24 protein-coding genes and 1 pseudogene are annotated in these 25,157 nt (G+C 35.4%); 5 read left to right on the top strand and 20 right to left on the bottom strand.

Translation table 11 applies throughout. The features are described from left to right. Positions 1-424 precede the first annotated feature (424 nt). Both DET63_RS12960 and DET63_RS12955 read left to right on the top strand, forming a co-directional pair. Positions 425-1,333, top strand: coding sequence for an EamA family transporter (locus DET63_RS12960; RefSeq protein WP_002137757.1), 909 nt, complete (start codon positions 425-427; stop codon positions 1,331-1,333). 88 nt (positions 1,334-1,421) lie between these two features. After that, positions 1,422-2,582: a M20 peptidase aminoacylase family protein gene (locus DET63_RS12955; RefSeq protein WP_113936938.1), complete on the top strand. Its 1,161-nt coding sequence runs from the start codon at positions 1,422-1,424 to the stop codon at positions 2,580-2,582. Positions 2,583-2,604: 22 nt separating this feature from the next. Here DET63_RS12955 and DET63_RS12950 read toward each other — a convergent pair whose 3' ends face one another. The 4 genes from DET63_RS12950 to alsR form a co-directional block, all read right to left on the bottom strand. After that, a complete protein-coding gene (locus tag DET63_RS12950) occupies positions 2,605-3,552 on the bottom strand; it encodes an ABC transporter permease (protein ID WP_113936937.1) in 948 nt (315 codons plus the stop codon). Continuing rightward, entirely contained in the window at positions 3,545-4,456 is a 912-nt protein-coding gene (locus tag DET63_RS12945) for an ABC transporter ATP-binding protein (protein ID WP_113936936.1), read from the bottom strand. Before DET63_RS12945 ends, DET63_RS12950 begins: the two co-directional genes overlap by 8 nt. A gap of 94 nt (positions 4,457-4,550) precedes the next feature. Continuing rightward, a complete protein-coding gene (locus DET63_RS12940; RefSeq protein WP_113936935.1) occupies positions 4,551-5,126 on the bottom strand; it encodes an FtsX-like permease family protein in 576 nt (191 codons plus the stop codon). Between the two features lie 253 nt (positions 5,127-5,379). Continuing rightward, on the bottom strand, positions 5,380-6,288 hold the full coding sequence (gene alsR / locus DET63_RS12935) for an acetoin biosynthesis transcriptional regulator AlsR (protein ID WP_002033496.1): 909 nt from the start codon (positions 6,286-6,288) through the stop codon (positions 5,380-5,382). A 151-nt stretch (positions 6,289-6,439) separates the two neighbouring features. On the opposite strand from alsR, the gene DET63_RS12930 reads away from it, so the two are divergent. Both DET63_RS12930 and DET63_RS12925 read left to right on the top strand, forming a co-directional pair. After that, a complete protein-coding gene (locus DET63_RS12930) occupies positions 6,440-6,805 on the top strand; it encodes a CidA/LrgA family holin-like protein (RefSeq protein WP_000872360.1) in 366 nt (121 codons plus the stop codon). Then, entirely contained in the window at positions 6,802-7,479 is a 678-nt protein-coding gene (locus DET63_RS12925) for an LrgB family protein (RefSeq protein ID WP_113936934.1), read from the top strand. The genes DET63_RS12930 and DET63_RS12925 overlap by 4 nt, the downstream gene beginning before the upstream one ends. 12 nt (positions 7,480-7,491) lie before the next feature. Here the strand turns inward: DET63_RS12925 and DET63_RS12920 are convergent, their stop codons facing one another. After that, on the bottom strand, positions 7,492-7,905 hold the full coding sequence (locus tag DET63_RS12920; protein WP_002142750.1) for an NUDIX hydrolase: 414 nt from the start codon (positions 7,903-7,905) through the stop codon (positions 7,492-7,494). 141 nt (positions 7,906-8,046) lie between these two features. Here DET63_RS12920 and DET63_RS12915 point away from each other — a divergent pair, with 141 nt between their 5' ends. Next, a complete protein-coding gene (locus DET63_RS12915; RefSeq protein ID WP_113936933.1) occupies positions 8,047-8,247 on the top strand; it encodes a DUF3903 domain-containing protein in 201 nt (66 codons plus the stop codon). A gap of 309 nt (positions 8,248-8,556) precedes the next feature. On the opposite strand, the gene DET63_RS12910 is transcribed toward DET63_RS12915, so the two are convergent. The 15 genes and pseudogenes from DET63_RS12910 to DET63_RS12840 form a co-directional block, all read right to left on the bottom strand. Next, complete coding sequence (locus tag DET63_RS12910; RefSeq protein WP_113936932.1) at positions 8,557-9,312, bottom strand: sulfite exporter TauE/SafE family protein; 756 nt, start codon at positions 9,310-9,312, stop codon at positions 8,557-8,559. A 108-nt stretch (positions 9,313-9,420) separates the two neighbouring features. Continuing rightward, entirely contained in the window at positions 9,421-9,567 is a 147-nt protein-coding gene (locus tag DET63_RS12905; protein ID WP_000836278.1) for a BC1881 family protein, read from the bottom strand. Between the two features lie 166 nt (positions 9,568-9,733). Continuing rightward, the gene (locus DET63_RS12900) at positions 9,734-11,461 is read right to left on the bottom strand and encodes an S-layer homology domain-containing protein (RefSeq protein ID WP_113936931.1); all 1,728 of its coding nucleotides are present in this window, start codon (positions 11,459-11,461) and stop codon (positions 9,734-9,736) included. Between the two features lie 220 nt (positions 11,462-11,681). Continuing rightward, a pseudogene (locus DET63_RS12895) lies at positions 11,682-12,250 on the bottom strand (hypothetical protein). Positions 12,251-12,362: 112 nt separating this feature from the next. Next, a complete protein-coding gene (locus DET63_RS12890; RefSeq protein WP_113936930.1) occupies positions 12,363-13,397 on the bottom strand; it encodes a nuclease-related domain-containing protein in 1,035 nt (344 codons plus the stop codon). A gap of 140 nt (positions 13,398-13,537) precedes the next feature. Further along, positions 13,538-14,584 carry a GH25 family lysozyme gene (locus tag DET63_RS12885; protein WP_113936929.1) on the bottom strand — a complete coding sequence of 349 codons (1,047 nt, stop codon included), beginning with the start codon at positions 14,582-14,584 and terminating at the stop codon, positions 13,538-13,540. A 198-nt stretch (positions 14,585-14,782) separates the two neighbouring features. Beyond that, the gene (locus DET63_RS12880) at positions 14,783-16,546 is read right to left on the bottom strand and encodes an ABC transporter ATP-binding protein (RefSeq protein ID WP_113936928.1); all 1,764 of its coding nucleotides are present in this window, start codon (positions 16,544-16,546) and stop codon (positions 14,783-14,785) included. Beyond that, positions 16,546-18,297, bottom strand: coding sequence for an ABC transporter transmembrane domain-containing protein (locus DET63_RS12875; RefSeq protein ID WP_113936927.1), 1,752 nt, complete (start codon positions 18,295-18,297; stop codon positions 16,546-16,548). The genes DET63_RS12880 and DET63_RS12875 overlap by 1 nt, the downstream gene beginning before the upstream one ends. Before the next feature lie 124 nt (positions 18,298-18,421). Beyond that, the gene (locus DET63_RS12870) at positions 18,422-18,643 is read right to left on the bottom strand and encodes a YneF family protein (protein WP_001132292.1); all 222 of its coding nucleotides are present in this window, start codon (positions 18,641-18,643) and stop codon (positions 18,422-18,424) included. A 78-nt stretch (positions 18,644-18,721) separates the two neighbouring features. Beyond that, complete coding sequence (gene sirA, locus DET63_RS12865) at positions 18,722-19,162, bottom strand: sporulation inhibitor of replication protein SirA (RefSeq protein ID WP_002014415.1); 441 nt, start codon at positions 19,160-19,162, stop codon at positions 18,722-18,724. A 156-nt stretch (positions 19,163-19,318) separates the two neighbouring features. Next, the gene (gene tkt / locus DET63_RS12860) at positions 19,319-21,319 is read right to left on the bottom strand and encodes a transketolase (protein ID WP_113936926.1); all 2,001 of its coding nucleotides are present in this window, start codon (positions 21,317-21,319) and stop codon (positions 19,319-19,321) included. A gap of 301 nt (positions 21,320-21,620) precedes the next feature. Then, on the bottom strand, positions 21,621-22,424 hold the full coding sequence (phnE, locus tag DET63_RS12855) for a phosphonate ABC transporter, permease protein PhnE (protein WP_002066554.1): 804 nt from the start codon (positions 22,422-22,424) through the stop codon (positions 21,621-21,623). Then, entirely contained in the window at positions 22,424-23,218 is a 795-nt protein-coding gene (phnE, locus tag DET63_RS12850) for a phosphonate ABC transporter, permease protein PhnE (protein WP_113936925.1), read from the bottom strand. Before phnE (DET63_RS12850) ends, phnE (DET63_RS12855) begins: the two co-directional genes overlap by 1 nt. Continuing rightward, positions 23,215-23,988, bottom strand: coding sequence for a phosphonate ABC transporter ATP-binding protein (phnC, locus tag DET63_RS12845; protein WP_113936924.1), 774 nt, complete (start codon positions 23,986-23,988; stop codon positions 23,215-23,217). The genes phnE (DET63_RS12850) and phnC overlap by 4 nt, the downstream gene beginning before the upstream one ends. A 95-nt stretch (positions 23,989-24,083) precedes the next feature. Next, positions 24,084-25,022 carry a phosphate/phosphite/phosphonate ABC transporter substrate-binding protein gene (locus DET63_RS12840; RefSeq protein WP_002137777.1) on the bottom strand — a complete coding sequence of 313 codons (939 nt, stop codon included), beginning with the start codon at positions 25,020-25,022 and terminating at the stop codon, positions 24,084-24,086. Positions 25,023-25,157: the final 135 nt, after the last annotated feature.

Here is a 25,157-nt window from a genome sequence, read left to right as displayed (position 1 = left end):
TGAATTCACTTTTCCAACATGACAATAAGAAAAACTACCCTTTCACACACTTTCTAATAAAACGTTTTCATTCCCTTCTATTATATAGAAAAATCTCAATTGAATTATGAAACTCTTTCTAATTGTTACTAACATAACAAAGGTTCCACAGTTTCTCAAATGATTAGCACATTACAATTGACTTCACACCTATTGGCCTTAAAATTTTTTTTAAAATGCTGTCTTTATACAACATAAAGCTGATTTTACAATACTTTAATTATTATTAATTTCAAGATTATGCATAAATATCATACTTTTATTATTATTCTATAAAATTTTGCACTTTTCTTTCATTTGACCCTTCATTTTTAATTTTGTATACTTCCATCTAGTTATATATGTCCGTTACGGAACAAGTTCATATAGATGGGAGGAATTTTTCATGCTTCGTTATTCTCTTTTAGTTTTATTAGGAGCGTGTAGTTATGGGGTTTTAGCTATTTTTGTTAAACTTGCATATGCAGAAGGGTTTTCACTTGGAGAGGTAATTGGTAGCCAGTATTTGTTCGGTTGGATTATTTTACTTGCTATTACACTTCTATTTTCTAGACATCGTGTTCCACTAAAACAAATGTTAATTTTATTCGTCGCAGGAACGTCTGCAAGTTTTACTGGAATTTTTTATTACGCTTCTTTAAAAACTGTACCAGCTTCTATTGCAATTATACTTTTATTCCAGTTCGTTTGGGTTGGGATTATCATTGAAGCAGTCGCAACAAAAACATTACCTTCCAGAGAAAAAGTTATTTCAGTAATCTTCTTACTTGCAGGTACATTTTTATCAAGTGGGTTATTAGAAACATCAGCTGGTGATTTCGATACGACTGGAATCATTTTAGGTTTATTATCTGCTGTTACATTTGCAACATACATTTTCGTAAGTGGGAAAGTTGCCGTTGAAGTACCTTCTTTACCACGTGGTGTCCTTTTAATGGCTGGCGCTTTAACTTTAGTCATGATTGTATTCCCGCCAACATTTATTTTTAACGGGGCGATCTCTCAAGGTCTTTGGAAATACGGCTTAGGATTAGGAATATTTAGTATCGTTATTCCGTCCATTGCCTTTACAATTGGTATTCCAAAAATCGGATCTGGCTTAGCAACTATTCTTGGTGCAGCAGAACTGCCAGTTACAACAATTATGTCTGTATTCGTTTTAAAAGAAGCTGTACTATCTTCACAATGGATCGGTGTATCACTTATTTTAATCGGTATCGCAATTCCGCAAATTGCATACGCAATGCGTGGACGTTATAAAAAACAGCATACTCATAAAAAAGTTGCCGCATAAAACGAGAGAGGATTTTCATTTGAGAATCCTCTCTTTTATTATTGTATAATTAATACAAATACTTCACTTAAGAAAGAAGGCATAATAAGTGGCATCTATTCCTGATCAATTAACAGAAAAACTTATTTCCATTCGTCGGCATTTACATGAAAATCCAGAACTATCATACGAAGAATTTGAAACGACAAAAGCGATAAAAAATTGGTTAGACGAGGCCAATATCACTATTATTGATTCCAATTTAGAAACAGGAGTTATCGCTGAAATTTCTGGTAATAAAAAAGGACCGGTTGTAGCGCTTCGTGCTGATATCGATGCCCTTCCTATCCAAGAAGAAACAGACCTTCCATACACTTCAAAAATACAAGGTAAAATGCATGCTTGTGGGCATGATTTTCATACAGCTGCTGTATTGGGTGCGGCTTACTTATTAAAAGAAAAAGAAGCTTCTCTTAACGGAACTGTCCGCCTTATATTCCAGCCAGCTGAAGAAAGTAGTAATGGTGCTTGCAAAGTTATTGAGGCTGGGCATTTACGTGGCGTGCAAGCTATTTTCGGTATGCATAATAAACCTGATTTACCAGTAGGTACAATCGGTATTAAAGATGGGCCACTAATGGCCGGAGTCGATCGATTTGAAATTGAAATCCATGGTGTTGGTACACATGCAGCTGTGCCTGATGCCGGCGTCGATCCTATCGTTGCATCATCTCAAATCGTGATGGCACTTCAAACGATTGTAAGCCGAAATATTAGTTCTTCTCATAACGCTGTCGTAAGTGTAACAAACATTCATTCAGGGAATACGTGGAACGTTATTCCCGAAAAAGCAATATTAGAAGGAACTGTCCGTACATTCCAAGCTGAAACACGTGAAAAGATTCCGGCATTAATGAAACGTATCATTAATGGCGTTTCTGATGCACTAGGTGTAAAAACAGAATTTCGATTTTACCCAGGTCCTCCTGCTGTTCAAAACGATAAAGTACTCACTGATTTTTCTATTCATATTGCAGAGAAAATGAATCTAAACGTTATCTCTCCTACACCATCAATGGCAGGAGAAGACTTTTCTTTTTACCAACAAGAAATACCAGGTTCATTCGTCTTTATGGGAACAAGTGGTACACATGAATGGCATCATCCAGCTTTTACAGTAGATGAAAAAGCATTGCCTATTAGCGCAGAGTATTTCGCCTTATTAGCCGAAGAGGCTATTCATCAATTAGCACATACAAAAAGCCGTTAAGTTAATCCTTAACGGCTTTTGCTTATGCTGTTAAATCTCGTTTTATAAATACTGTATAGGAAATCCCTAAAAATACAGCTAAGTATAGAAGAAGCATACAAGAAGCAAATGGGAATGTTACTCCATCAATAAAGCTTCCACCCTTTAAAAGCCCATATAAATCTGTATTCGCTGGTAATAAATATTTCGCCCATTCATATCTTGCTGCCGGAATTAGCGCTATTCCCCCTGATAATGCAAGAAATAAAGAAATCCCGATTGCACCTCCGCTCGATCTCGTTAAAACGGAAATCATAAAGGCAAATGCAGCATACACAAGAGTTGGTAACCAAGATAAAATATAATATTTACTTGCTTCTACGAAAATATTTTGTTTTATTATATTTCCATTTTGAACGACAAATTCAGCCCAAGCTGGTTGTTGGAATTTATAAATAATCAACCCGCATAATACGGAAAAAATCATATTAAATATAAATAATAATGCCGCAAATATAACGATTGCCAAAAACTTAGATGTTAAAATTTTAAATCGGCTCGCTGGACGAATTGTTAAAAATTTATATGTTCCCCAGCTATATTCATTCGCAAAAATCGTACTCGCATATACGAGAATAAACGGAAGTAAAATTGGAAATACGATAAAACCTGTATCTCTCATAAATGAAAGCGGAGAACTACTTGCTGGTGCTGTATTCGTATCTAAATGCTTCATTTTAAGCTGGTATTCCTTTACAAGCTCGTCTCCTGACTTTTCTGTTAAAATATCCTCTTTTTTCATGCCGAGCTTTTTCTCAATTTCTACAGTGCGTTCTGTATAATCCGCTTTCCACCCTTTTGTTTCTGGCTCTAAATATTTTACCGTAACCCATCCTAATCCAATAATTAATACCGCAATAACTGCAAAAGGAATAATCGTTCGCTTTCGCTTAAATATTTTATACAGCTCGTTATAAACTAAATTAAACAATATCTTTTCCTCCTGTTAATTCTAAAAACTGCTCTTCTAGCGTTTTTCTTTCTTCATATACACGATAAACTTGAATGTTTTTCTCCATCAATGTACGAAGAATATTTGGAACTTCTTCATCTTTCACGTTTATAATTAATTCGTTTTCTTTTACTAAAACATCGTATTCTAAAACCTCTGCCGCTTTATTCGCATCATCTACACGTATATGTATTTCTTCTGTTTCTTTCTTTTTATCACTTTGAATATTTTGTGTTGCGACATATTCTCCATGCTGAATAATAATAACCCTGTCACACATTAATTCAACTTCTGAGAGTAAGTGACTAGAAACAAGAACAGCTTTTCCTTGTTCATGCGCAATTTTCTTTATGTACATCCGCATTTCATGTATACCACTAGGATCTAATCCGTTCGTCGGTTCGTCTAGTATTAATACATCTGGATTATGTATAAGTGCCTGAGCAATTCCTAAACGCTGTCTCATACCGAGTGAATATGCTTTTACTTTACGGTCAATTACTTGTCCCATTCCTAACAATTGCACTACTTCATCGATACGCTCTTCAGTCACATTCCCATTCATTCGTCCGAAATATGTTAAATTTTCATAGCCGCTTAAGAAAGGATAAAATTCTGGTGTCTCAATTACAGCACCAATTTTCGCAGCAGTTTTTTCAAATTGCTGTTTTACAGATTGACCATCAATCCATACTTCTCCTTCTGTCATACGAATCATTCCGACCATCATTCGCATTAATGTCGTTTTTCCAGCACCATTTGGTCCTAATAAGCCAACTACTTCACCTTTTTTCACTTCAAAACTAATATTTTCTACTAACGTCTTTGAACCAATTCGCTTTGTTAATCGATCAACTTTTACGATCGCTTGCTCATTTATCATTCCATACAACCTTTCTTCTTAACTCTTTTTTTCAGTTCTTCCCACTGTATCATGATTAATAACATGTGTAAAATGAAGAAAAAGCCATGATTTCTCATGCCTTTCTCCTCGTTTCATATGACTTTTCACCCTTTAACCTTTGTGTAAACCTACAACATTGCCACATTGATATTATAATGACGGTTATCATAACAACTGCTGTTATCACTACCGCATACATCGGAATCGGTGCATTGGTTATCCCTTGGATTCCTACTGCTTTCATAAAAATAATAATAAATAATTTCAAAAATAACATACCATGAATTAATCCGAAAACAAAAGCTCCTCCGTAAGTTAATAATTGCTCCTGACATAATAAACATAACATTTCTTTTCTTGTCATCTTCACTACTTCATACGATTTAAACTCCTCTCTTCTTACCTGTAAAAGAGAGCTTGTCATTTTATATGTAACGAAAATACACACAAAAACTATAAATAGAAACATAGCATAAAACCACTTTACAAACATAGGTGTATATTCCGCTTTACTTATTACAGCTTCATTGAATCGGAATGATATCATAAAAAAACAAAGCATTGTATTCATAGCAATCCACATAAATTGTTTTAACCTTTGGGCAGCAAATGTTTGTATATTTTTTCTCGCTAACCGAAATAAAGACATAATTTCCCCCTACCTTGCTTCATAACATACGCATTCTATACTACTAGTGTATAAAAATATGACATTTTAAACATCGCACTTCAATCGGAATCTTTACTAAGCCTTTAGTCCTAGAAACCAAGCATATTTACCTCTTTAGCATTGAATAAAAAACAAAAAACGGAAATGCACTTTAGTTACATTTCCGTTTTTTGTTTAACGAGGTGAACCTTTATATAACTTAATTATCATGACTGCCTTGTAACTCCATCAACTATTCAGCCTTCGCATCTTCCACTTCAATCCTTTTTTTCTCTCTTGCAATTTTCAAAAACTCTAACAACTCTGGATTGTTATTCATTTTTTTATAAGCCACTGACATTTCTGCAACAAAATTAGAATCACATAACTCTTTATATACAACTTCTGTTTTATACAATTTATTTGCGGATACAGGTATTACTGTAATTCCAATACCTGCTGCTACAAGCCCCATGACAGTTTGATACTCCGTTGCTTCTTGTACAATGTGCGGACTAAAACCTACATCGCGGCAAAGCGATAAAATTGTATCGTATAACGCTGGCCATACTGGTCTCGTAATAAATACGAACGGTTCATCCCTTAAATCTTCGATATGTATTTCGTCCTTTTCAGCAAGTGGATGTGCCTTCGGTAAGCATAACGTACACGAAAGTTTTTGAATTGGTTCTAACTCAAGTAATTGCGTTGGAATTGGCGGACGTAAAAATCCAATATCAATTCGATTATCATGAAGTGCATGCACCTGATCCGGTGTTGACAATTCATGTAATGCAACAGACACTCTTGGAAATTTCTTCCTATACTCCCTGACGATTGACGGTAAAATATCATATATCGCCGCACCTACAAAACCAATTGAAAGTGATCCAACTTCTCCCCTTTGAGCACTTTGTGCAACTTCTACTGCTTTTTCAATTTGTTCAAACGCTTTTTTCACTTCTTTTAAAAACATTTCTCCAGCTTCTGTTAATTCAACCTTTCTCTTCGTTCTTGAAAATAACATAACTCCCATTTCTTTTTCTAATTGCTGAATTTGTTGACTAAGCGGTGGTTGTGTCATTTGTAGACGAGCAGCTGCTCGTCCAAAGTGCAATTCCTCTGCCACTACAACAAAATATTGCAAATGCCGTAATTCCATTTTGGACACCCTTTTCATTTCCGATTAATACATCTAATATATTAATAACATATAATTTATATATTAGACAAATATTTCGAATGAACGTATAGTAGAAATTGTGAATTATTTTTTACAATTTTTATGTAAAAAACAAAGAGGTGGTTACTGTATGAAATGGTGGAAGTTAAGCGGACAAATTTTATTATTATTTTGTTTCGCTTGGACAGGTGAATGGATTGCAAAACAGGCACACCTCCCAGTTCCAGGAAGTATAATCGGTATTTTTTTATTATTAATCTCATTAAAATTTAATATAGTGAAAAAAGAATGGATACAAGACGGTGCAGACTTTTTATTAAAAGAACTTATTTTATTTTTCATCCCTTCTGCAGTCGCTGTCATTCGTTACAAAGATACATTATCACAATATGGAATCGATCTCATTTTAATTATCGTGATTAGTACACTTTGTGTCACTCTCGTAACAGGACTTTTAACAGAATTGCTATTAAAGCGGAAAGGATCAACACAATGATCGGCTTTCTTTGTTTACTATTAACACTATTCACATATTGGGTATCTAAAAAAATGTATCAACGCTGGAATTGGAGTTTGCTTTCTCCCCTTCTTGTATGCCCAATCATTTTAATCGCTTTATTACTTGGATTAGATACACCATACGAAATCTACGAATCTGGTAGTCATTGGCTAACAGAATTATTAAAACCTGCAACAGTTGCTTTCGCATGGCCAATCTATAAACATTTTGATCTATTAAAAAAACACGGCACTGCTATTTTAATTAATGTCATTGTCGGTTCTTTTCTATCTGTTATTACTTCCGCACTACTAACTAATTTTTTTCAAATTGACTCTACAATAGAACAAAGTTTAGCACCGCACATTGTAACAACACCTATTGCAATGGCTATTTCAGAAATGATTGGCGGCATGTCACAATTAACAGCAGTTTTCGTTGTATTAACTGCCTTAACTGGAGCTTTATTTGGTCCTACACTCATACGCATATGCCGTATTAAAACAGCGCTCGCAAAAGGTATAATGCTAGGTACTAGCGCGAATGGGACTGGAACATCAAAAGCATTTGAAATCGGTCCTGTAGAAGGTACAATTGCAAGTTTATCAATGCTTTTAACAGCTGGAGCTAGTTTAGTTATCGTTCCACTTTTCTTATCTTGGATACACTAAAAAAGCAAGTATTTACACACTTGCTTTTTTATTTATATATCGGTATATTAGCTCGTAATCCTCCGGAAAAGCTAATGATAATTTTCCAACTTCATGTATCCCTTTCCAATCAATCTCATGTATTAACTCATCCGGATCTTGGATTTTCATATTACCGCCTATTTTTTTAACAAAGTAATAATGAACATACACCGGAATCCCGTATGTAATACCTTCTTTTTCGTATATTTTATTTACAACCTCCACATTGTAGCCTGTTTCCTCCCAAACTTCCCTGATACAACATTCTTCTAGTGTTTCTCCCTTTTCAAGTCCTCCACTTGGGACAGACCACCTTTTTTCTTCCCCTTCTTTTCCTTGCAATACCATTAAAATTTCATTTCTTTCATTCATACAAATAGCTGCCGTGCCTATCCATCTCTCCATATACATCCCTCCCCTACTAAAATTCGTCTTCTTTTTTATTTCCCCTTTGAAAAAAGAGGAAATAAGTAAAAAGATGCCGAAAGTTTACATCAACTTCATGAGCAGTCCCTTCTTAGAAATTCAAACCGGAAGGATGAAATTATGATTTCTAAATATGTTGTGGAATGTGTTTTTTGTGAAGAAAACCGAAAACCTCGGCAAGCCATTGTCACAGTGCCTGCTACTTCTCAGCTACTAGCCATTCAAAAAGTACGAGCTGAATGTAAACGTCGCTTCGGAAAAACTTTATTATTGCAAACAGAAATTAAAGAAGTCTTACTCATTGAACAAAAAGAAAGCTGACCATAAATTGGCCAGCTTTCTTATCCGATCATATTTTCACATGAAGATTAGGGGCATCCTCTTTAAGGATCGGGATTTACCCATTATGTGCGTTCCATAATGGTCATCGAACAATATATTTCTATACAATAAACTATTGAATAGAATAGGGCAAAACTTGTTCGCATTTTTAGAAAAGGGATAGGGATATAATTCAAGTAATCCTTCGAATACTCGAACTTTACACTCATTATATTAAAGCAAATCCTTTTATATGGGAAATATGAATTACTTATATAATTCATTCGTAAAATATATTAATAGTTTTCTTTACTCTACTAACAACATACATCCAGCTAGTATTGGTGTCATAATCATCGAAAACCTTAGAAGCATGCGAGGTGCATAATTTGTAAACTTAGCTCCTATATATGCTCCTAACATTGTCCCGATTAAAACTTGTACTAATAATACATAATCTAAATACCCTTCCGAACTATATCCAAACCCACCTCCAATTGCGATTGGTAATATAACAAGCATTGTCGTTCCTATAGATTGCTGAATTGTTAATCCTAATAGAACTATTAATCCAAGTTGGATAAAGGGGGCTGAACCAATCCCAAATGAACCAGCCAACATTCCAGTAACCAGTCCGAGACATATACATTTAATCAAGTTATCTTTCGAAAGCTCGTTATGCCCTTTTAAAGACGACCGTTCCTTTTTTTGAAATATAATTAATCGAATAAACATAAAAATTGCAGATAAAAATAACATTCCCGCTGTAAACCAATGTAGAAGATTCGCTGGTATTAGCGAACCAAACTTCGAACCAATAAAGGAACCAATCGCTCCAAATCCCCCAACAATTCCGCCTATTACAAATACAACATTCCCTTCTCTATAATGACTTACTACCCCAGATAATGTCGTAAATGCCATAGCAGTTAGAGATGTTGCAAGAGCAACGTGAATAGGGATATGGAATACTAAAGTGAGTATCGCGATGATAAATCCAGCTCCTCCTGCTCCGACAAACCCTAATAAAACTCCCATTAATAGCATTGTTATAATAATTGCCACATATTCCCCCTCCAATATTCCAATTATCTATCACATGCGCACTTCTATACAAACAAAAAGCACCCTAAATGGATGCTCTTATTACTTTTCTTTATTAATACTATGTACTTACTCTTGATTAATCAAAATAACAGCGGGACCAGAAACAACTACTCCGGCCACTTCTATCTTTTCAAATTCCATCACTGTAATAGATATAACCCCTTCTCTTTCCATTAATTCCTTACTCAGGACTTCAGTCGGTATTGATTTCACCGTCCTACCTCCTTTTCATTTTATACGAAATTACAAAAAACTACCCAATGCATCTAAATATATGCATCACCTCCACTTTCATTCCTTATTCCAGCCAAAATTCACATCCCCTTTCTATAACATATTGAAAAATAAAAAAGCACTCGCCAAAGCGAATGCCTTTCCATTATTTACTCTCTATTACCTTTAACATTCTATTAATAAATGCTGCCGATTCCCCACGTGTTGCAGAACCTTTTGGCATAAACTCATTATTCTCATTCCCTTTTACGATACCTAACCCATAAACACGTTGAACCGCCTGTTTATCATACGCTAAATTTTGATCCGTAAATGGTAATGAAACTAAATTACCTTTTATATTTTTGTATTGCAATGCACGATCAATCATAATAACAGCTTCATCACGTTTAATCGTATCATTCGGAGCAAATATATCATTTCCTCGTCCACTTATAATCCCAGCACTAGCTGCACGATTAATACCATCTACTAACGATGGATGGGCTGTGCTTAAATCTTTGAAATTCGATTTCCCCTCTGGTAATTGCAATGATCTTGAAACTAAATTCGCAAATTCACCACGTGTTACAAGGCGTTCTGGCCAGTAAGAACCCTTTCCGTCTCCAACCATAATACCTCTTTTATCTAATTCACGAATATCTGCTTCATACCAACCACCAGTTATATCATCTTTATGATTCGCATCATAATAAGCTTTCGTTCCCTGTAAAAATGGCTCCCACGCATTATTTTTTATCATAATGGCCGGACAATTCTTTCCGCTCCAAAATTGATGTTTTTTCACATTTTCTAAAGGAATATTTAATTCCCCCATTAAATATGCTGCTAGTTTGCGAGCATTTTCCACAGCTTTATTATAATCACCATCTTGGTTGACAGCAATTTCAATTGCAATTGATTCTCTGTTACCAGTTCCTTCTGATCCATCTCCAGCATGCCAACCATTTTCATTTAATGGTAGATGTTGATAAATTTCTTTATCATCTACTGTAAAATGCCAAGATGCTGAACGATCAGTCGTTCCTGTTGCTTGACTGTATAAATATTGTGCATGGTTTCTAGCATTTGCTCCAACACTATAATTATCTGTCTCATGAATTGTAATATATTTTGGTTTCATCGCATAACCTGGACGAATATTTTCATTACCTGTTGGTACAATCATTTCCTTTAATGGTACACCGTAAATATCCGTTGTTTTCTCTTCTATTGGTGCAGTATACATAACCGCTGCACGTTTCGTACGAGTTGGAGTTGTGCTTTGAATAAGAGATGCTTTTGTACCCTCAAATTTTGCTGAAGGTGAATAAATCCATTTCACCTCATTATCTATTTGGACTTGGAACCACTCTCCAACTTGTCCAATTGCAATAATTGTTTGCGGTTGTAACACTTTCTCGTCTTTATATGAATTAAATGGTGCGGAATATGTAGCTGTCTCTTCATTAATTACTAATTTTTCGTTTGCCAAGTGATAAACTTCCTTAATCTCTACATTTCCTTCACTACTTTGTATCCACCCAGCTCCAGATTCTGTTTGTATATAGTAAGCGTTTCCTTTTTGTTTTTCGGCTTTCACTACTTGATTAGAAAGCTGAACACCTGTCGCTTTTTGTAACTCAGCAGAATCAAATAAAGATGCTGAACCTATTATATGTACAAAAAAATCTCCTTGTACTTCATTTGTTATTCCTTTTCTCTCTCCACGTCCATCTTCATCTTTCATATGGCTTTCAATACTTTTTAATGCTTGCTCGTCTGTTGAAATCGTTACGGTCTTTTCTACTGTGTCGGCATAGGAAAAACTTGGAATCGTTACCATACTAAATACAATTGATGCAGCTAAAACATTATAAAATCCTTTTTTCATACTAATTATTTAACACGTTTATATCTTAATTCGTGTTAACTTCCCTCCCTAATCTAAAATATTTAAGACTATCTAGCAAACTTCTAAACTAAATAACCCTTTACAATATAACAAACTCTATCTCATTCGTATAGATAGGAATGACTACTATTTGCCTACTTTTTCTATATTGGAATATAGAAAAGAAGCTATAAAAGATATAGCTTCTCCTCTCACTATTTCAATCTCGTTGTACCTTATACTCTATAACTCTACCATCTTTATCAAATTGCAAAATAAGACATTCACTATCTATAGGAATGAAACTACGTTCATTCCCAAGATAGTATAGTGTAGTAATTCCCGTTTCCAAACTGCTTGTTTTCGTAGGGCCCCTAACAATTTTATGATTTCCTCGTTTGATTTCCCTATCAATTTATGCTGCTGTAATAGGTCATCTACCATATGTACTCGTTTTTCTTCATAATTTAACCACCGATCCTGATTAAAGTTTGAAGTATATTTATTTACACTTAATTGTACAGTGCATACTATCAATGGAATGAGAGCAACCATCATTACAGTGAACAGTTGTTTCTTATCTTTATCACGTCTTGCTGATACATGTAATATAAACTTTTGAATAATAACTAATAAAATAAAAGGCATTACTACCACAAACATACTCATTACACTCAATGGCACATGAACCATATCGATAACAAAGATAAACACAAGATACATTAATATATACAAACAAAAATAAATGTACAATATTCCCCACAATATAGAGCTTTTACCTTTCTCCATCCAAATAACACCTTCTTTATCCCGCTATTTGCAAACAGTTATACTCCCACCTCAAAATTCGGCTGTACAGGGTAGGAGCCGGGATGCCCATAAAACCCTACTGATTAAAGTTTTACTTCGCGACATAATTCATCTGACCAATCATATCTCTAATCTTTCTTAGTTCTTGTGCTGTATATATTACTTTACTTGTTAAAACTTCATTTCTGAAAAACGTTACAATTTGCTCTCTATCTTTAAATCTCGGCAATTCTTCATTAGAAAGATCAATAACTTCTTTTCCATTCTCATTTTCAAAATATACAATCGGTTTTATTTTTTCCTTTACAATATCTATTTGCATTTCTTCCAAACAATTATATAAAGTTTGAGATAATATTTTCGCTTTATACGCTGGATTCCCTTCATTTCTTACTTGCAAAGTTAATGACGTTCCATCCGTAATAAATTCAAATGTCTCTTCTTTTTCAATTTCATGTTGATGCTTGCCAATTTCCTCAATCATAAATGAATATATACCTGCATTTTCTCTCGTTAAGCCATGGATTAATTTCCCTGTCCATTTTTTCGTCTCAAGTAGATAAATACCAGTTTTACATAAAATGAGGTGATGGATTCGATTTTCGTTTATGTCACGTTTATGTCTAGATTTATTGCGTATCATAAAAACGTTCGGCATAATATGAAATTCATCTTCTAGTATAATTCCTTGCTCAACAAAACCTCGTTTCATATAATGTAATGTTTCATGCGCATTCACTTCAGCACCGTTTTTGGTATACTCTCGTAAATCCGCAATTAAATTTTGAAACATATGTAGTTCATTACTATGCTTATCTTGCATTTCACTACGTTCTTTACTATGTTGAACAGCCAGTTGATTTTTCATCATACGCATATTTTCAAGTTCTCTAGCTGTACTAACTTGTAAATCATTATATTTTTTCTGTTCCATATTCTTTAAAGTACTTTGTTGTTCTTTATGATCTGTAATCGTAGCTGCAATTTCACTTTCATACGTTTCAATCGCTTGTTTCTTTTCAAATTCTACTTGCTGACTCTCTGATTCTAACTGTTTATTTTTATAAAACAGTACAAACACTGCAGCTAATAATATTAAAATTCCACCTATTAGCACATAATCCATACTTCTACTCCTTTATTTCATTTTCGATTATTTTTTATAAATATATCCATTATATTATACTATGCTTTCAATATACACTTTGTAAAAATTATATATTTTTAATAAAAGGCACCTCAGTCGAGATACCTTTTAAGTTCACTTTATTGTACACCATACTGAATATAACTTGAATCATTATATACCCACTGATTTGTCCCTAAGCAAAGCCATCCATTTTGCTTACTCCATACTCGATATGATTCACCATGATGTAACTGTCTTATAACATTCCCGTTTAATGATGGAGCGTCTCGCAGATTCACATTATCGCCAGTAATAGTTGCCACATAATGTTTGTACTGAATATAACTTGAATCATTATATACCCACTGATTTGTCCCTAAACAAAGCCATCCATCTTGTTCTCCCCAAACTTCATATGATTCGCCACGATTCAATTGGCGAATTACACTAGACTGTATAGATGGTCCACTTCGTAAATTCACATTATCTCCATTAATTACAGCAACTCCGTATACTGGAGTCGCATTATTAGGCGTGGGAACATTACCTCCACCACTTGCTCCATTTCCTTGTAAAGCTTCTAATGAAACAGCTGCTGATACATCACAATTTCCTACACCTGAAATTTGCCCAGAATCTGTGTACTGCCATGCTGTCCACTCTGTCCATCCACCAGCATCAGCAGGCGGTATACTAGAATATCTGGAAATCCATAGTGGAATGTCACTTAATCCGCTAATTCCAAATTCATTAATATACCAAACTCCTGTATATAACATTACATTTTTCCCAGTAGCTTGTTTCACATAATTTACGAAACTTCTTGCCCAATTCGATATAGTCGCACCCGTTAAACTACTATTGCTAGTATCCGTTGGCGATTCTAAATCTAAAACAGGAATTAAGTCCGTCTGATTACTCTGTAATATATTCACAAAATATTTCGCTTCTGAAATGGCATCATTTTGTTCTGGGTGCGCAAAATGATATGCACCAATTAATACATTCGCATTTCTCGCAGCTTGTACATTTTGAACGAAAGTAGGGTCAATATAGTTCACACCTTCCGTCGCTTTTGCATACGCCGCTGGAATACCAGATGACTTCACAGCATTCCAATCAATGTTTCCTTCCCAATGAGACACATCGATAAACGTAACATTTGAACTGGATCTATTTTGCATATAAAAGCTCCTATCAAATTTTTTTATTCCGTATACAATATGTACAACTTCGGTTAGAGGACACGACTTTTATGCTATAGTAATAAAATTCTAATACATTTATTTTGTCGAGTTGTTTAAGAAAAAAGTGAAATTGAAACCACCCTTCACCAAAAACTCCATTAATACACTTTTAGCACCGCAAAAAAGGCCTTGTAATTACAAAGCCTTTTGCAAACTACCTTTATTTTGCAGTAAGTACATATTGTAATAAAGTCCTTGTTTACTAAGTAACTCTTGATGTGTTCCGCTTTCTACAATTTCCCCTTCATGCATAACAAATATTTGATCCGCATCTTGGATTGTAGACAATCTGTGCGCAATCGCTATCGTTGTTCTGCCTTTTCGCATTTGCTGCAATGCCGTTTGGATAGCCTCCTCTGTTTCTGTATCAATATTTGCCGTCGCTTCATCTAACACTAATACTTTCGGATTAGTTGCTATCGTTCTAGCAAAAGCAATTAATTGCCTTTGACCACTAGAAAATGCAGCTCCTCTTTCGACTACTTCTGTATCATACTGCTCTGGTAATTTTTCAATAAACGTATTCGCTTGCACAAATCGCGCTGCTTCCTCTATCTCTTCATCCGTAATCTCTTCATTATACATACGAATGTTTTGCTTTACATTTCCAGCAAATAAAAATGCATCTTGCAGCACAAGACCAATTTTCTTTCGAATTTCTTGTTCTTCAAACTTCTCTAAATCTACTCCGTCTATTACAATATTTCCTGATTTAATATTGTAAAATCTCATTAATAAATTCATAATCGTACTCTTTCCGCTACCAGTATGCCCTACGAAAGCAACCGTTTGCCCTGGCTTTACGTGAAAAGATACATTTTTTAAAACGTCACGCTTTCCATCATATGAAAAAGTAACATCTTTAAACTGAATTTCCCCATTAGCTATTCCTGGCTGTTCACTCCCCATTTGAACAGGAGCTAAATCTTTATCATCCATTAAATGAAATACACGCGATGATGAAACAAGCGCTTGTTGGAAGAAAGATAGTTTCATCATCATCTCATTTACCGGCTGGAAGAAACGATGAATATAGTTAACGAAAGCATATAAAACCCCTACTTCAACAGGACTCTTTAAAGCATCGATTCCGAATAAACCAAGTACTAACGCAATTGCTACAATATGAACAAGATCTGTTGCTGGACGTAAAAGTAATGCATCTAATTTCAATGTACGACGTCCAGCACTAAAATGTTTATTGTTCACTTCTTCAAATTCTTTTCTCATCCGCTTTTCTTGCCGGAACACCTGAACAATATTCATACCTTGAATGGACTCATTTAACTTTGCATTTAATATACTCAGCTGATTACGTACCTCTAAATAAAAAGCTGCACTTTTCCGTTGATACAACACCATAATTGCAAACATTACCGGAATTAATATGAGCGAAAATAGCGCTAATTTTACATCTAATAAAAACATCGCTACTAAAATCCCTACTAAAAAGACTACATTTTTCACGAATGTTGATAGTACACTAACATAAAAATCCTTAATCGCTTCTGTATCATTCGTTATGCGAGATACGAGCGTACCAATCGGCGTACGATCAAAGAAGCTTAATGACAATTTTTGAACATGTTCATACACTTCAACTCGCATATCTTGGACAATCTTAAAAGCGATATTTTGAAAGTACAATAAGTCTAAATAAGTAAATAATACTTTTAATAAATGAGCAATAATATACACTACAAATAGGGTTACAAGTGCTGATTGTTCAAAGTTACGTGGTACTAAGTGTTCATCAAGAAATTGTTTAATTAAAAAAGGACCCATCATTTCAGTTACAGTTGCACCAACTAGAAATAAAAATGCTAACGCTAATAACCTTTTATATGGTCTCATATAAGAAAGCAATCGCCTTAAATCACTCCGCTTTTTCTCAGCCATCATACGCCTCCTTTCTCCACCAACGCCTCTAACTGCTGGCTTTCATACATTTCCTTATACCAACCATTTTCGTTCATTAGTTGTCCATGTGTTCCTCGCTGCATAACCTTACCTTCATCAATAACAAGAATAAGATTTGCATGCTGAATCGCACTTAAACGGTGCGCAGTAATAATCGTCGTTTTTTCTGCTCTTTCTCGTTTCAATGCAGTTAAAATAGTTTCTTCTGTTTTTGCATCTACAGCTGATAAACAATCATCTAAAATTAAAATTTCAGCATTCGTTAATAACGCACGTGCAATTGAAATCCGCTGTTTTTGGCCTCCTGATAGCGAAACCCCTCTTTCTCCTACTACCGTTTCATATCCTTCCGAAAATTGAATAATATCATTATGAATACAAGCAATCTCAGCAGCCCTGCTAATTTCTTTATATGTAGCATCGGCCTTTCCAAAAGCAATGTTCTCCCCAATACTCGCTGAAAATAAAAAATGATCTTGCGGTACGTATGAAATTGCAGAGCGTACACCGTGAAGTGTTAAATCTCGAATATCCCGCTCACCAACTTTTAATTCACCATTAAAGTGGTCATACTCACGAATTAAACATTTTAATAACGTCGTCTTCCCTGCACCGGTACGCCCTACAACTCCTAACGTTTCACCTTTTCTTAAGTTAAAGTAAATATCTTTTAAGTTTAATAGTTCATTCTTTTTATAAGAAAACGAATCAACAGCAAACGAAACATCACCACTTGCTATAGTATGTATAGCATTTTCCTTATTCACTACATCTGAAGTTTGTGAAAGTATTTTCTCCACACGATCATACGAAGCACGTCCACGCTCCATAATATTAAATAGCCATCCAAAAGCTAACATTGGCCATACAAGTGTCCCTAAGTACGTTGTAAATGTTACTAATTCCCCTACAGTTAATTCGCCCCGTACAACTAATAATGATCCGTAACAAATTGCGATTAAAAATGAAAATCCGACAATTAGAGCAATCGTTGGATCGAATAACGAGTCAATACGTGCGACTAGCATATTTTTATGTACGACATCTTCCGATTTCTTCCGAAACGATTGTAAATCCTCTTTCTCTTGTCCAAGTGAGCGAATTACCTTCATCCCACTCATACTTTCTTGTACTTTATCATTGATTTCAGAAAACGATTGCTGTGCTTTATGAAATCTTCTATGTAGTAAAGTTCCATAATAATTTGTAGAAATAGCTACAATTGGCATCGGAATTAAACTTAATAACGTTAACTTCCAACTAATTGTAAATCCCATCGCTACGAGTACACATCCTCCAACAGCTAATGAATCAACGAGTGTTAAAACACCTGACCCCGCAGTTTGCTGAATGGCCTGAATATCATTTGTCGCATGTGCCATCAAATCGCCTGTGCGACGTGATTGATAAAAGGATGGGCTCATCTTAGTAAAATGTTCATATAGATTCTTTCGCAGTTGACGAGCTAGTTTTAAAGAAGATCCAAAAATCATAATACGCCATAAGTAACGTAATATATACATCGTAATTCCTACAACTGCTAATAGAATAACCCAGTTCAACAATTTTTCAGACGTTAATGTTCCATTGTTAATTTCATCTACTACAATGCCCAGTACTCTTGGCGCTACAAGTTCAAGAAGCGCGACACCAAATAACATAATAATTCCGATTATGTACGCTCGTTTTTCTTGCTTAAAAAACCAAGCTAAATTAAAAAACACTTTCATATTTATCCTCCTCCCTTAAAATGAGCGATGTTTTCAGTTTACCAAAAACACAGAATTTTTAAAAGTTTTAAACACTTATTATATCCAAAAGAAAAGGACACTCGGTAAGAGTGCCCTTTAGCGCTTATTTCGTTTGTTGCTTGTTCATCGCGCTCATCATTTGATTGATTTTCTTTTGGGAAGGTTTTTGTCCCATTTGCATCATCATCATTTTTAACATTTGTTCGTTAATTGGTGGATTTTTTTGTAAGTAATTCATCATATATTTGCGGGCAATGAAAAATCCTAACGCCACGCCTGCTACTAGTGCTACTACGCCCACTAGAATACCTAACCACATTGGCATATCTTTTCCTCCTTCATGTTGTCTACCTTACAGTGTACTAAAACCTTTTCAATAAGACAAGATACTATTCGACATTTTTTACACATATGTTCGTACTTGTTTGAGAGGATTTAACCAACCGTACTTTTTATTTTCATAATCCATCGCTAAAAATGTTAACTCACACTTTCTAAGCACCTCAAAGAAGGTTGTTTCCATGGATACATTTCCAGAAGTGTTTATTCGAATATATTGTGGTTTCACCATTATTTCTCCGTATTCGGCTCCTGTATAAAGCGTATGAGTATGATTTGTTCTTTCATATTTACCAAGAACACGCAAGGCTTGTTCTAATTTATGATGAATTTTCATTACTTGTAACGGCATCGTAATATACGTCATTTGTTTATATAATACTTTCTTCTCCGAAAGGAACCCAGATTCTGAAAATCGAGCAAATAAATCAAAAAACAAATATTCACGACCAAAGTAAGCTTTCGCAATATCCTCTTGAATTAAATACAATTCATACGTTTTCATTTTTCCCCTCCCGATCTGGACAACCTTTTCCCTACATTATATAAGAGAAGATTTGCAATGATTGTCTGACTACGGAGAGAGAAAAAACTTTTCCTGTCGAAAAAACTCAATTACATAGAAAAATCTCCCCATGCTGGAGAGATTTTTCTAAAATCATTAAAGTATTTCTTTTACTTTACGAACAACGTTCTCTACAGTAAATCCATACTCTTCCATAATCTTCTCACCAGGAGCAGAAGCACCGAATGTGTCAATACCTAGTACATCTCCATCAAGACCTACATAACGGTGCCATCCCATTGTAGCACCCATTTCAATTGCGAAACGTTTCGTTACTGCTTTTGGTAGTACAGATTCTTTGTACTCAGCAGTTTGAGCTTCAAAGCGATCCATAGATGGCATGCTAACAACAGCTGCATCAACGCCGTCTGCTGCTAGAGCTTTTTGCGCTTCGATCGCTAAGCTTACTTCAGATCCAGTTGCAATTAAGATTACATCAGCAGTTTCTTTCTTGCTTGCAGAAACTACATATGCACCTTTTGCTACTTTTTCATAAGTATCTTCTTTTGCACCTTCTAATGTTGGAAGATCTTGACGAGTTAACACTAATGCAGTTGGTGTTTTTGTAGATTCTAGAGCTAGTCTCCAAGCTGCAACTGATTCGTTACCGTCCGCTGGACGAATAACAGATACATTTGGCATTGCACGAAGCGCTGCTAATTGTTCAACTGGCTCATGTGTTGGACCATCTTCACCAACAGCAATACTGTCATGTGTAAATACATACGTTACAGGCAATTGCATTAATGCTGCAAGACGAATTGCTGGACGTAAGTAGTCAGAGAATACGAAGAACGTACCACCGTAAGTTTTTAAACCGCCATGAAGTGCGATACCGTTCATTGCTGCACCCATTGCGAACTCACGTACACCGTACCAAATGTTTTTTCCGCTGTAATCAGCTCTTGTAAAGTCTTTTTCGTTATTCATGTATGTTTTGTTAGAACCAGCAAGGTCAGCAGATCCACCGAAGAATGATGGTACAGACTCTGCAATTGCATTAATTACAGCACCTGAAGAATTACGTGTTGCTGCTTTTGATCCTAATTCATAAGTTGGTAAGCTTTGTTCCCAACCTTCTGGAAGAAGACCGTTCATTGCTGCTTGCAGTTCGTTTGCTAATTCTGGGTATGCTTGTGCATATTCACCAAGCATCGTGTTCCACGCAGCTTGCGTCGTTTCACCAACATCTTGTACTGTTTTACGGAAGTTGTCATATACTTCTTCTGCTACATGGAAGTCTTGTTCAGCAGTCCAAGCGTATGCTTCTTTCGTTAATTTTGTTTCGTCTACACCAAGTGGAGAACCATGTGAAGCTGATTTTCCTGATTTGTTTGGAGAACCGAAACCAATTGTCGTTCTTACTTCAATTAGCGTTGGGCGTTTTTCGTCAGCTTTCGCTTCTTCAATTGCTTTTGCGATTGCTTCAATATCATTTCCATCCTCAACACGGATTACTTGCCATCCGTATGCTTTGTAACGATCTTCTACACTTTCAGAGAATGAGCGATTTAAATCGCCATCTAATGAAATATCGTTTGAATCGTAAAGTACAACAAGACGACCTAATTGTAAATGAGCAGCTAATGAAGATGCTTCAGCAGAAACGCCTTCCATTAAATCTCCATCACCACAAATAGCGTATGTATGATGATCTACTACATTATACGCATCACGGTTGTATTTAGCCGCTAAATGTCTTTCAGCCATTGCCATACCTACAGCAGTTGCAATACCTTGTCCAAGTGGACCAGTTGTTGCGTCTACACCTGCTGTGTGACCGTACTCAGGATGTCCTGGAGTTTTGCTTCCCCATTGACGGAAGTTCTTTAAATCATCCATTGTTAAGTCATAACCAGATAGATGAAGTAGGCTGTATAGTAACATTGAACCATGACCTGCAGATAATACGAAACGATCGCGGTTAAACCACGTTGGGTTATTTGGATTGTGTTTCATAAATTGAGTCCATAATGTATAAGCCATTGGTGCTGCACCCATTGGCATTCCTGGGTGACCAGAGTTTGCTTTTTCAATCGCATCAATGGATAATGTGCGAATCGTGTTGATAGAAAGTTGTTCGATTGAATGTGACATGCTATTCTTCCCTTCGCGTATGTTAGTAAACGTTTTATACATTTATATGATAGCTTCCCACGCAAGATTATACAACATGTATCGACAAATATGTTGATGTTTTTTTGATTTTTCATAAAAAATACAGTGATTCAGGGAATGTATGGGCATTCAATATGACATACTTTTTAATTGTTTTTATTTTAAAAATAAAGATAATTATCTGTATATTTATACAAATATACTAATTTCTGATATATCTCCTTTTTGATAACCTTTAAAAATACAAAAAAGCATCTGAATTAGATGCTTTTAAAACAAATTAAATAATCCGCTTACGAATAGAACTTGAAATAAAATCAATTATAATTACCATTAAAATGATACCTAATAAAATAATTCCCACACGAGACCAATTACGTGAACTAAGTGCAAAAATTAATGGCGTACCAATACCACCTGCTCCAATAACACCTAAAATCGCAGCGGATCGTACATTAATTTCAAACCTGTATAACGTATACGATAGAAAATCCGGTAACACTTGTGGTAATACCGCATACCAAAGTATTTGAAACCGATTTGCACCCGTTGCTATTAACGCTTCCGTCGGTCCCTTATCTATATTTTCAATTCCTTCCGAATATAGTTTCCCTAACATTCCGATAGAGTGTAACCCTAAAGCTAGAACTCCGGCAAAAGAGCCTGGACCAACAGCTTTTATAAATAAAAGAGCCATAACTAATTCAGGAAATGTACGAACAAAACTAAGTACAAATTTCCCAGTTCCTGAAGTTAATTTTCCACTACTCATATTCGTTGCCGCCCAGAAAGCAAATGGAACAGATAAAAAAGCAGAAATAAATGTACCTAATATCGCAATTGCCAATGTATCAATTAAACCGTGTAATAAATCTTCACCATCTGGCAAAGATACATACGACCAATCTGGGTTCAATACGCCTGTCATAATGGCTTTTGTAATTTCTCCCGCCGTATTCTTTATTCCCTCTAACGGGACTCCTGAAAAGGCCCATACATATATAACTGTAAGTGCTATAAAAATAATCCAGCGATATATACTCGGTTTCTTCGGTTTTGGTACGATTATTGTCGTTTTACTCATTATAATTTCCCCCGCAACACTGTACTTACATAATCAATTAGCAATACAACAACAAGGGTATAAATAATAATAGAAGCAGTTTGTTGATATTGTAAAAATCCAAGTGTACGATCATAATATATTCCAATCCCACCTGCTCCTACTAAACCTAGAACAGCTGCTGCACGTACATTCACCTCAAATGTATAAAGTACATAGGAGACGAAGTGCGCTTTCACTTGCGGAATGACCCCATAAACTATCCATTGCACCTTATTCGCTCCTACAGCTGTCATCGCTTCTAATGGACCTGGATCAATTGATTCAATTGACTCATACAATAATTTTGCTACGAGTCCAACGGAGAAACAAGTAAGAGCCAAAATACCTGGAAGTGGTCCTATTCCAAAAATCGCTACAAAAATAGCCGCTAATAATAAATCTGGTATTGTTCGTATAAAATTTAAAATCAATCGAGCTGGACTGTACAAAAATACACTAGTAAATACATTACTTGCCGCAAATAGTGCAAGTGGAATGGCTAAAATCGCCCCTAAAGTCGTTCCGATAATCGCCATACGTATTGTATCTAACATTGCTGTTGTAATAATTTGAAAATAACTCCAATCTGGTGGCACCATTTCCTTCAATAAATCCATCATATTTGGAAAACCAACTACTAGTTTTGAAAATGATGCGTCGACCTGTACACTACTACCCCACAACAGTAAAATAACTAAAATAACAGTTAACATATGTTTCAGTTTACTCGGCGGCTTCGGTATCGATTTCGAATATATCGTCACTTCATTCATTTAGCTGCCACCTCTAATAATGCGCGTTTCTGAGCTACGTCCCCATAAATTTCAGCGAATTTTTCATCCGTTGCCTCTTCTACTAACCCATCAAAAACAATTTCACCAGCATGTAATCCAATAATACGAGTAGCATATTGCCTCGCTAAATCAATAGAATGTAAGTTTACAATTGTCGTAATTCCAAAATCTTCATTAATTTTCTTCAAATCATCCATTACTTGCTTTGTTGTCAGAGGATCTAACGAAGCAACAGGCTCATCTGCCAATATGATTTTCGCTTCTTGTGCCAATGCTCTAGCAATTGATACACGTTGCTGTTGTCCCCCTGATAATTCATCAGCTCGTGCATATGCTTTTTCTGAGATATTCACTCTATTCAGCGCCTGGAATGCAAGCTCCACATCCTCTTTCGGAAACAGACCTAACGTTGTACGCAATGTAGAATGATATCCAACCCGCCCAGCTAATACATTCTTCAGTACCGTTGATCGCTTCACAAGGTTAAAGCTTTGAAAAATCATACCAATATCTCGGCGCATGCGTCGTAATCCTTTTCCTTTTGCAGCAGTAATAGACTCCCCTTCAATAATGATTTCTCCTTCTGTGATCTCATGAAGGCGATTTACCGATCTGAGAAGTGTAGATTTTCCAGCCCCGGATAGCCCGACCATTACAACAAACTCACCTTTTTGAATTTCCAAGTTTATATTATTCAATCCTTTTGTACCATTCGGATACACTTTAGAAACATTTCGAAACTCTATCACACATCTTACCTACCTTCTATGTATTATCAATAACTGAAAAACGGCAAACTAACTGAAATCACACACTTTCCAGTTAGTCGCCATTTCCATATGTATTATTGCGTTTTCACTTTCTTTCCATATTCACGAACGATATCAAATTTACTATCATCAGATTTAACGTATCCTTCATGTGAGTATACTTCTTTAATGATTTTGTGCCCTTCCTCATTCTTTCCTATTTCAATGAAAGCATCCTGTAATTTCTTGCTCCACTCTGCATCTAAATCAGAACGTACAGAAATCGTATCGTTTGGAATTTTCTCCGTAAATTTTACTATTTTCGTTTGATCGAATATATTCGGATAATCTTTTTTTACAATATTGCGAGCATCTTGGAATACAACAGCTGCATCTACATCACCATTTAAAAGAGCAATAAGTGACTGATCATGACCTTTTAATGTAACAGGTTTCACATCCTTTAGCGGATCGATTCCCTCTTTTAACAATACAGCCGCAGGCCATACATAACCCGCTGATGATGTTACATCTTGATAGCCAATTTTTTTACCTTTTAAATCTTTTACACTATTAATATTAGAATCTTTCTTAACAACAAACTCTGATTTATAAACATCTACTAAATCCTTTGTGGGAGCTCCAGTTTCATCATCTACCCCAAAACGTTGCGCCTGTAAAATTACGTTTGCAGCCTTTTTCTCATGCGCTAACACATACGCTGTTGGAGGTAAAAAGCCTACATCTACTTGCTTAGATGCCATCGCTTCTACAATTGTATTGTAATTCGTTGAAATACTAACTTTTACCGGAATGTTTAATTTATCACTTAATAGCTTTTCCAATGGTTTTGCCTTCGCCTCTAACGTATCTGCATTTTGAGAAGGAACAAATTGAACATTTAGCGTCTTCGGTACATAACCTTTTTTCGTATCTTCATTTTTACTTGCACTTGATTCCTTCGTTCCACATCCACTTAATAATCCCGCTGCTAGTACAACTGTTGTGCTCATTGCAAAAACTTTTTTCAACATGTTAATGCCTCCATTTTTCGTTGTTATAAAATAACCTTCCATAAACATGAAGAAATATATCACATATTTTTACAAATAATTGCTTATTTACAGAATCTTTACACATTCTATACATTCACATTAAAATTCTTTTCA

The sequence above is a fragment of the Bacillus sp. DB-2 genome (assembly GCF_003315125.1).
Classification (GTDB): Bacteria; Bacillota; Bacilli; order Bacillales; family Bacillaceae_G; genus Bacillus_A; species Bacillus_A mycoides.
Note: the sequence above shows the minus strand (reverse complement) of the source record. Positions and strands in the feature narration are given on the sequence as shown.

Bases quoted from the DNA above. Each gene is read 5' to 3' on its own strand.
- DET63_RS12960 (WP_002137757.1), top strand. From the start codon at position 425: ATGCTTCGTTATTCTCTTTTAGTTTTATTAGGAGCGTGTAGTTATGGG.
- DET63_RS12880 (WP_113936928.1), bottom strand. From the start codon at position 16,546: ATGGCTGAGAAAAAGCGGAGTGATTTAAGGCGATTGCTTTCTTATATG.
- DET63_RS12925 (WP_113936934.1), top strand. From the start codon at position 6,802: ATGATCGGCTTTCTTTGTTTACTATTAACACTATTCACATATTGGGTA.
- DET63_RS12940 (WP_113936935.1), bottom strand. From the start codon at position 5,126: ATGTCTTTATTTCGGTTAGCGAGAAAAAATATACAAACATTTGCTGCC.
- phnE (WP_002066554.1), bottom strand. From the start codon at position 22,424: ATGAGTAAAACGACAATAATCGTACCAAAACCGAAGAAACCGAGTATA.
- DET63_RS12930 (WP_000872360.1), top strand. From the start codon at position 6,440: ATGAAATGGTGGAAGTTAAGCGGACAAATTTTATTATTATTTTGTTTC.
- DET63_RS12915 (WP_113936933.1), top strand. From the start codon at position 8,047: ATGATTTCTAAATATGTTGTGGAATGTGTTTTTTGTGAAGAAAACCGA.
- DET63_RS12920 (WP_002142750.1), bottom strand. From the start codon at position 7,905: ATGGAGAGATGGATAGGCACGGCAGCTATTTGTATGAATGAAAGAAAT.
- sirA (WP_002014415.1), bottom strand. From the start codon at position 19,162: ATGAAAACGTATGAATTGTATTTAATTCAAGAGGATATTGCGAAAGCT.
- DET63_RS12900 (WP_113936931.1), bottom strand. From the start codon at position 11,461: ATGAAAAAAGGATTTTATAATGTTTTAGCTGCATCAATTGTATTTAGT.
- DET63_RS12840 (WP_002137777.1), bottom strand. From the start codon at position 25,022: ATGTTGAAAAAAGTTTTTGCAATGAGCACAACAGTTGTACTAGCAGCG.
- DET63_RS12885 (WP_113936929.1), bottom strand. From the start codon at position 14,584: ATGCAAAATAGATCCAGTTCAAATGTTACGTTTATCGATGTGTCTCAT.
- DET63_RS12870 (WP_001132292.1), bottom strand. From the start codon at position 18,643: ATGCCAATGTGGTTAGGTATTCTAGTGGGCGTAGTAGCACTAGTAGCA.
- alsR (WP_002033496.1), bottom strand. From the start codon at position 6,288: ATGGAATTACGGCATTTGCAATATTTTGTTGTAGTGGCAGAGGAATTG.
- tkt (WP_113936926.1), bottom strand. From the start codon at position 21,319: ATGTCACATTCAATCGAACAACTTTCTATCAACACGATTCGCACATTA.
- phnE (WP_113936925.1), bottom strand. From the start codon at position 23,218: ATGAATGAAGTGACGATATATTCGAAATCGATACCGAAGCCGCCGAGT.
- DET63_RS12890 (WP_113936930.1), bottom strand. From the start codon at position 13,397: ATGGATTATGTGCTAATAGGTGGAATTTTAATATTATTAGCTGCAGTG.
- DET63_RS12945 (WP_113936936.1), bottom strand. From the start codon at position 4,456: ATGATAAATGAGCAAGCGATCGTAAAAGTTGATCGATTAACAAAGCGA.
- DET63_RS12875 (WP_113936927.1), bottom strand. From the start codon at position 18,297: ATGAAAGTGTTTTTTAATTTAGCTTGGTTTTTTAAGCAAGAAAAACGA.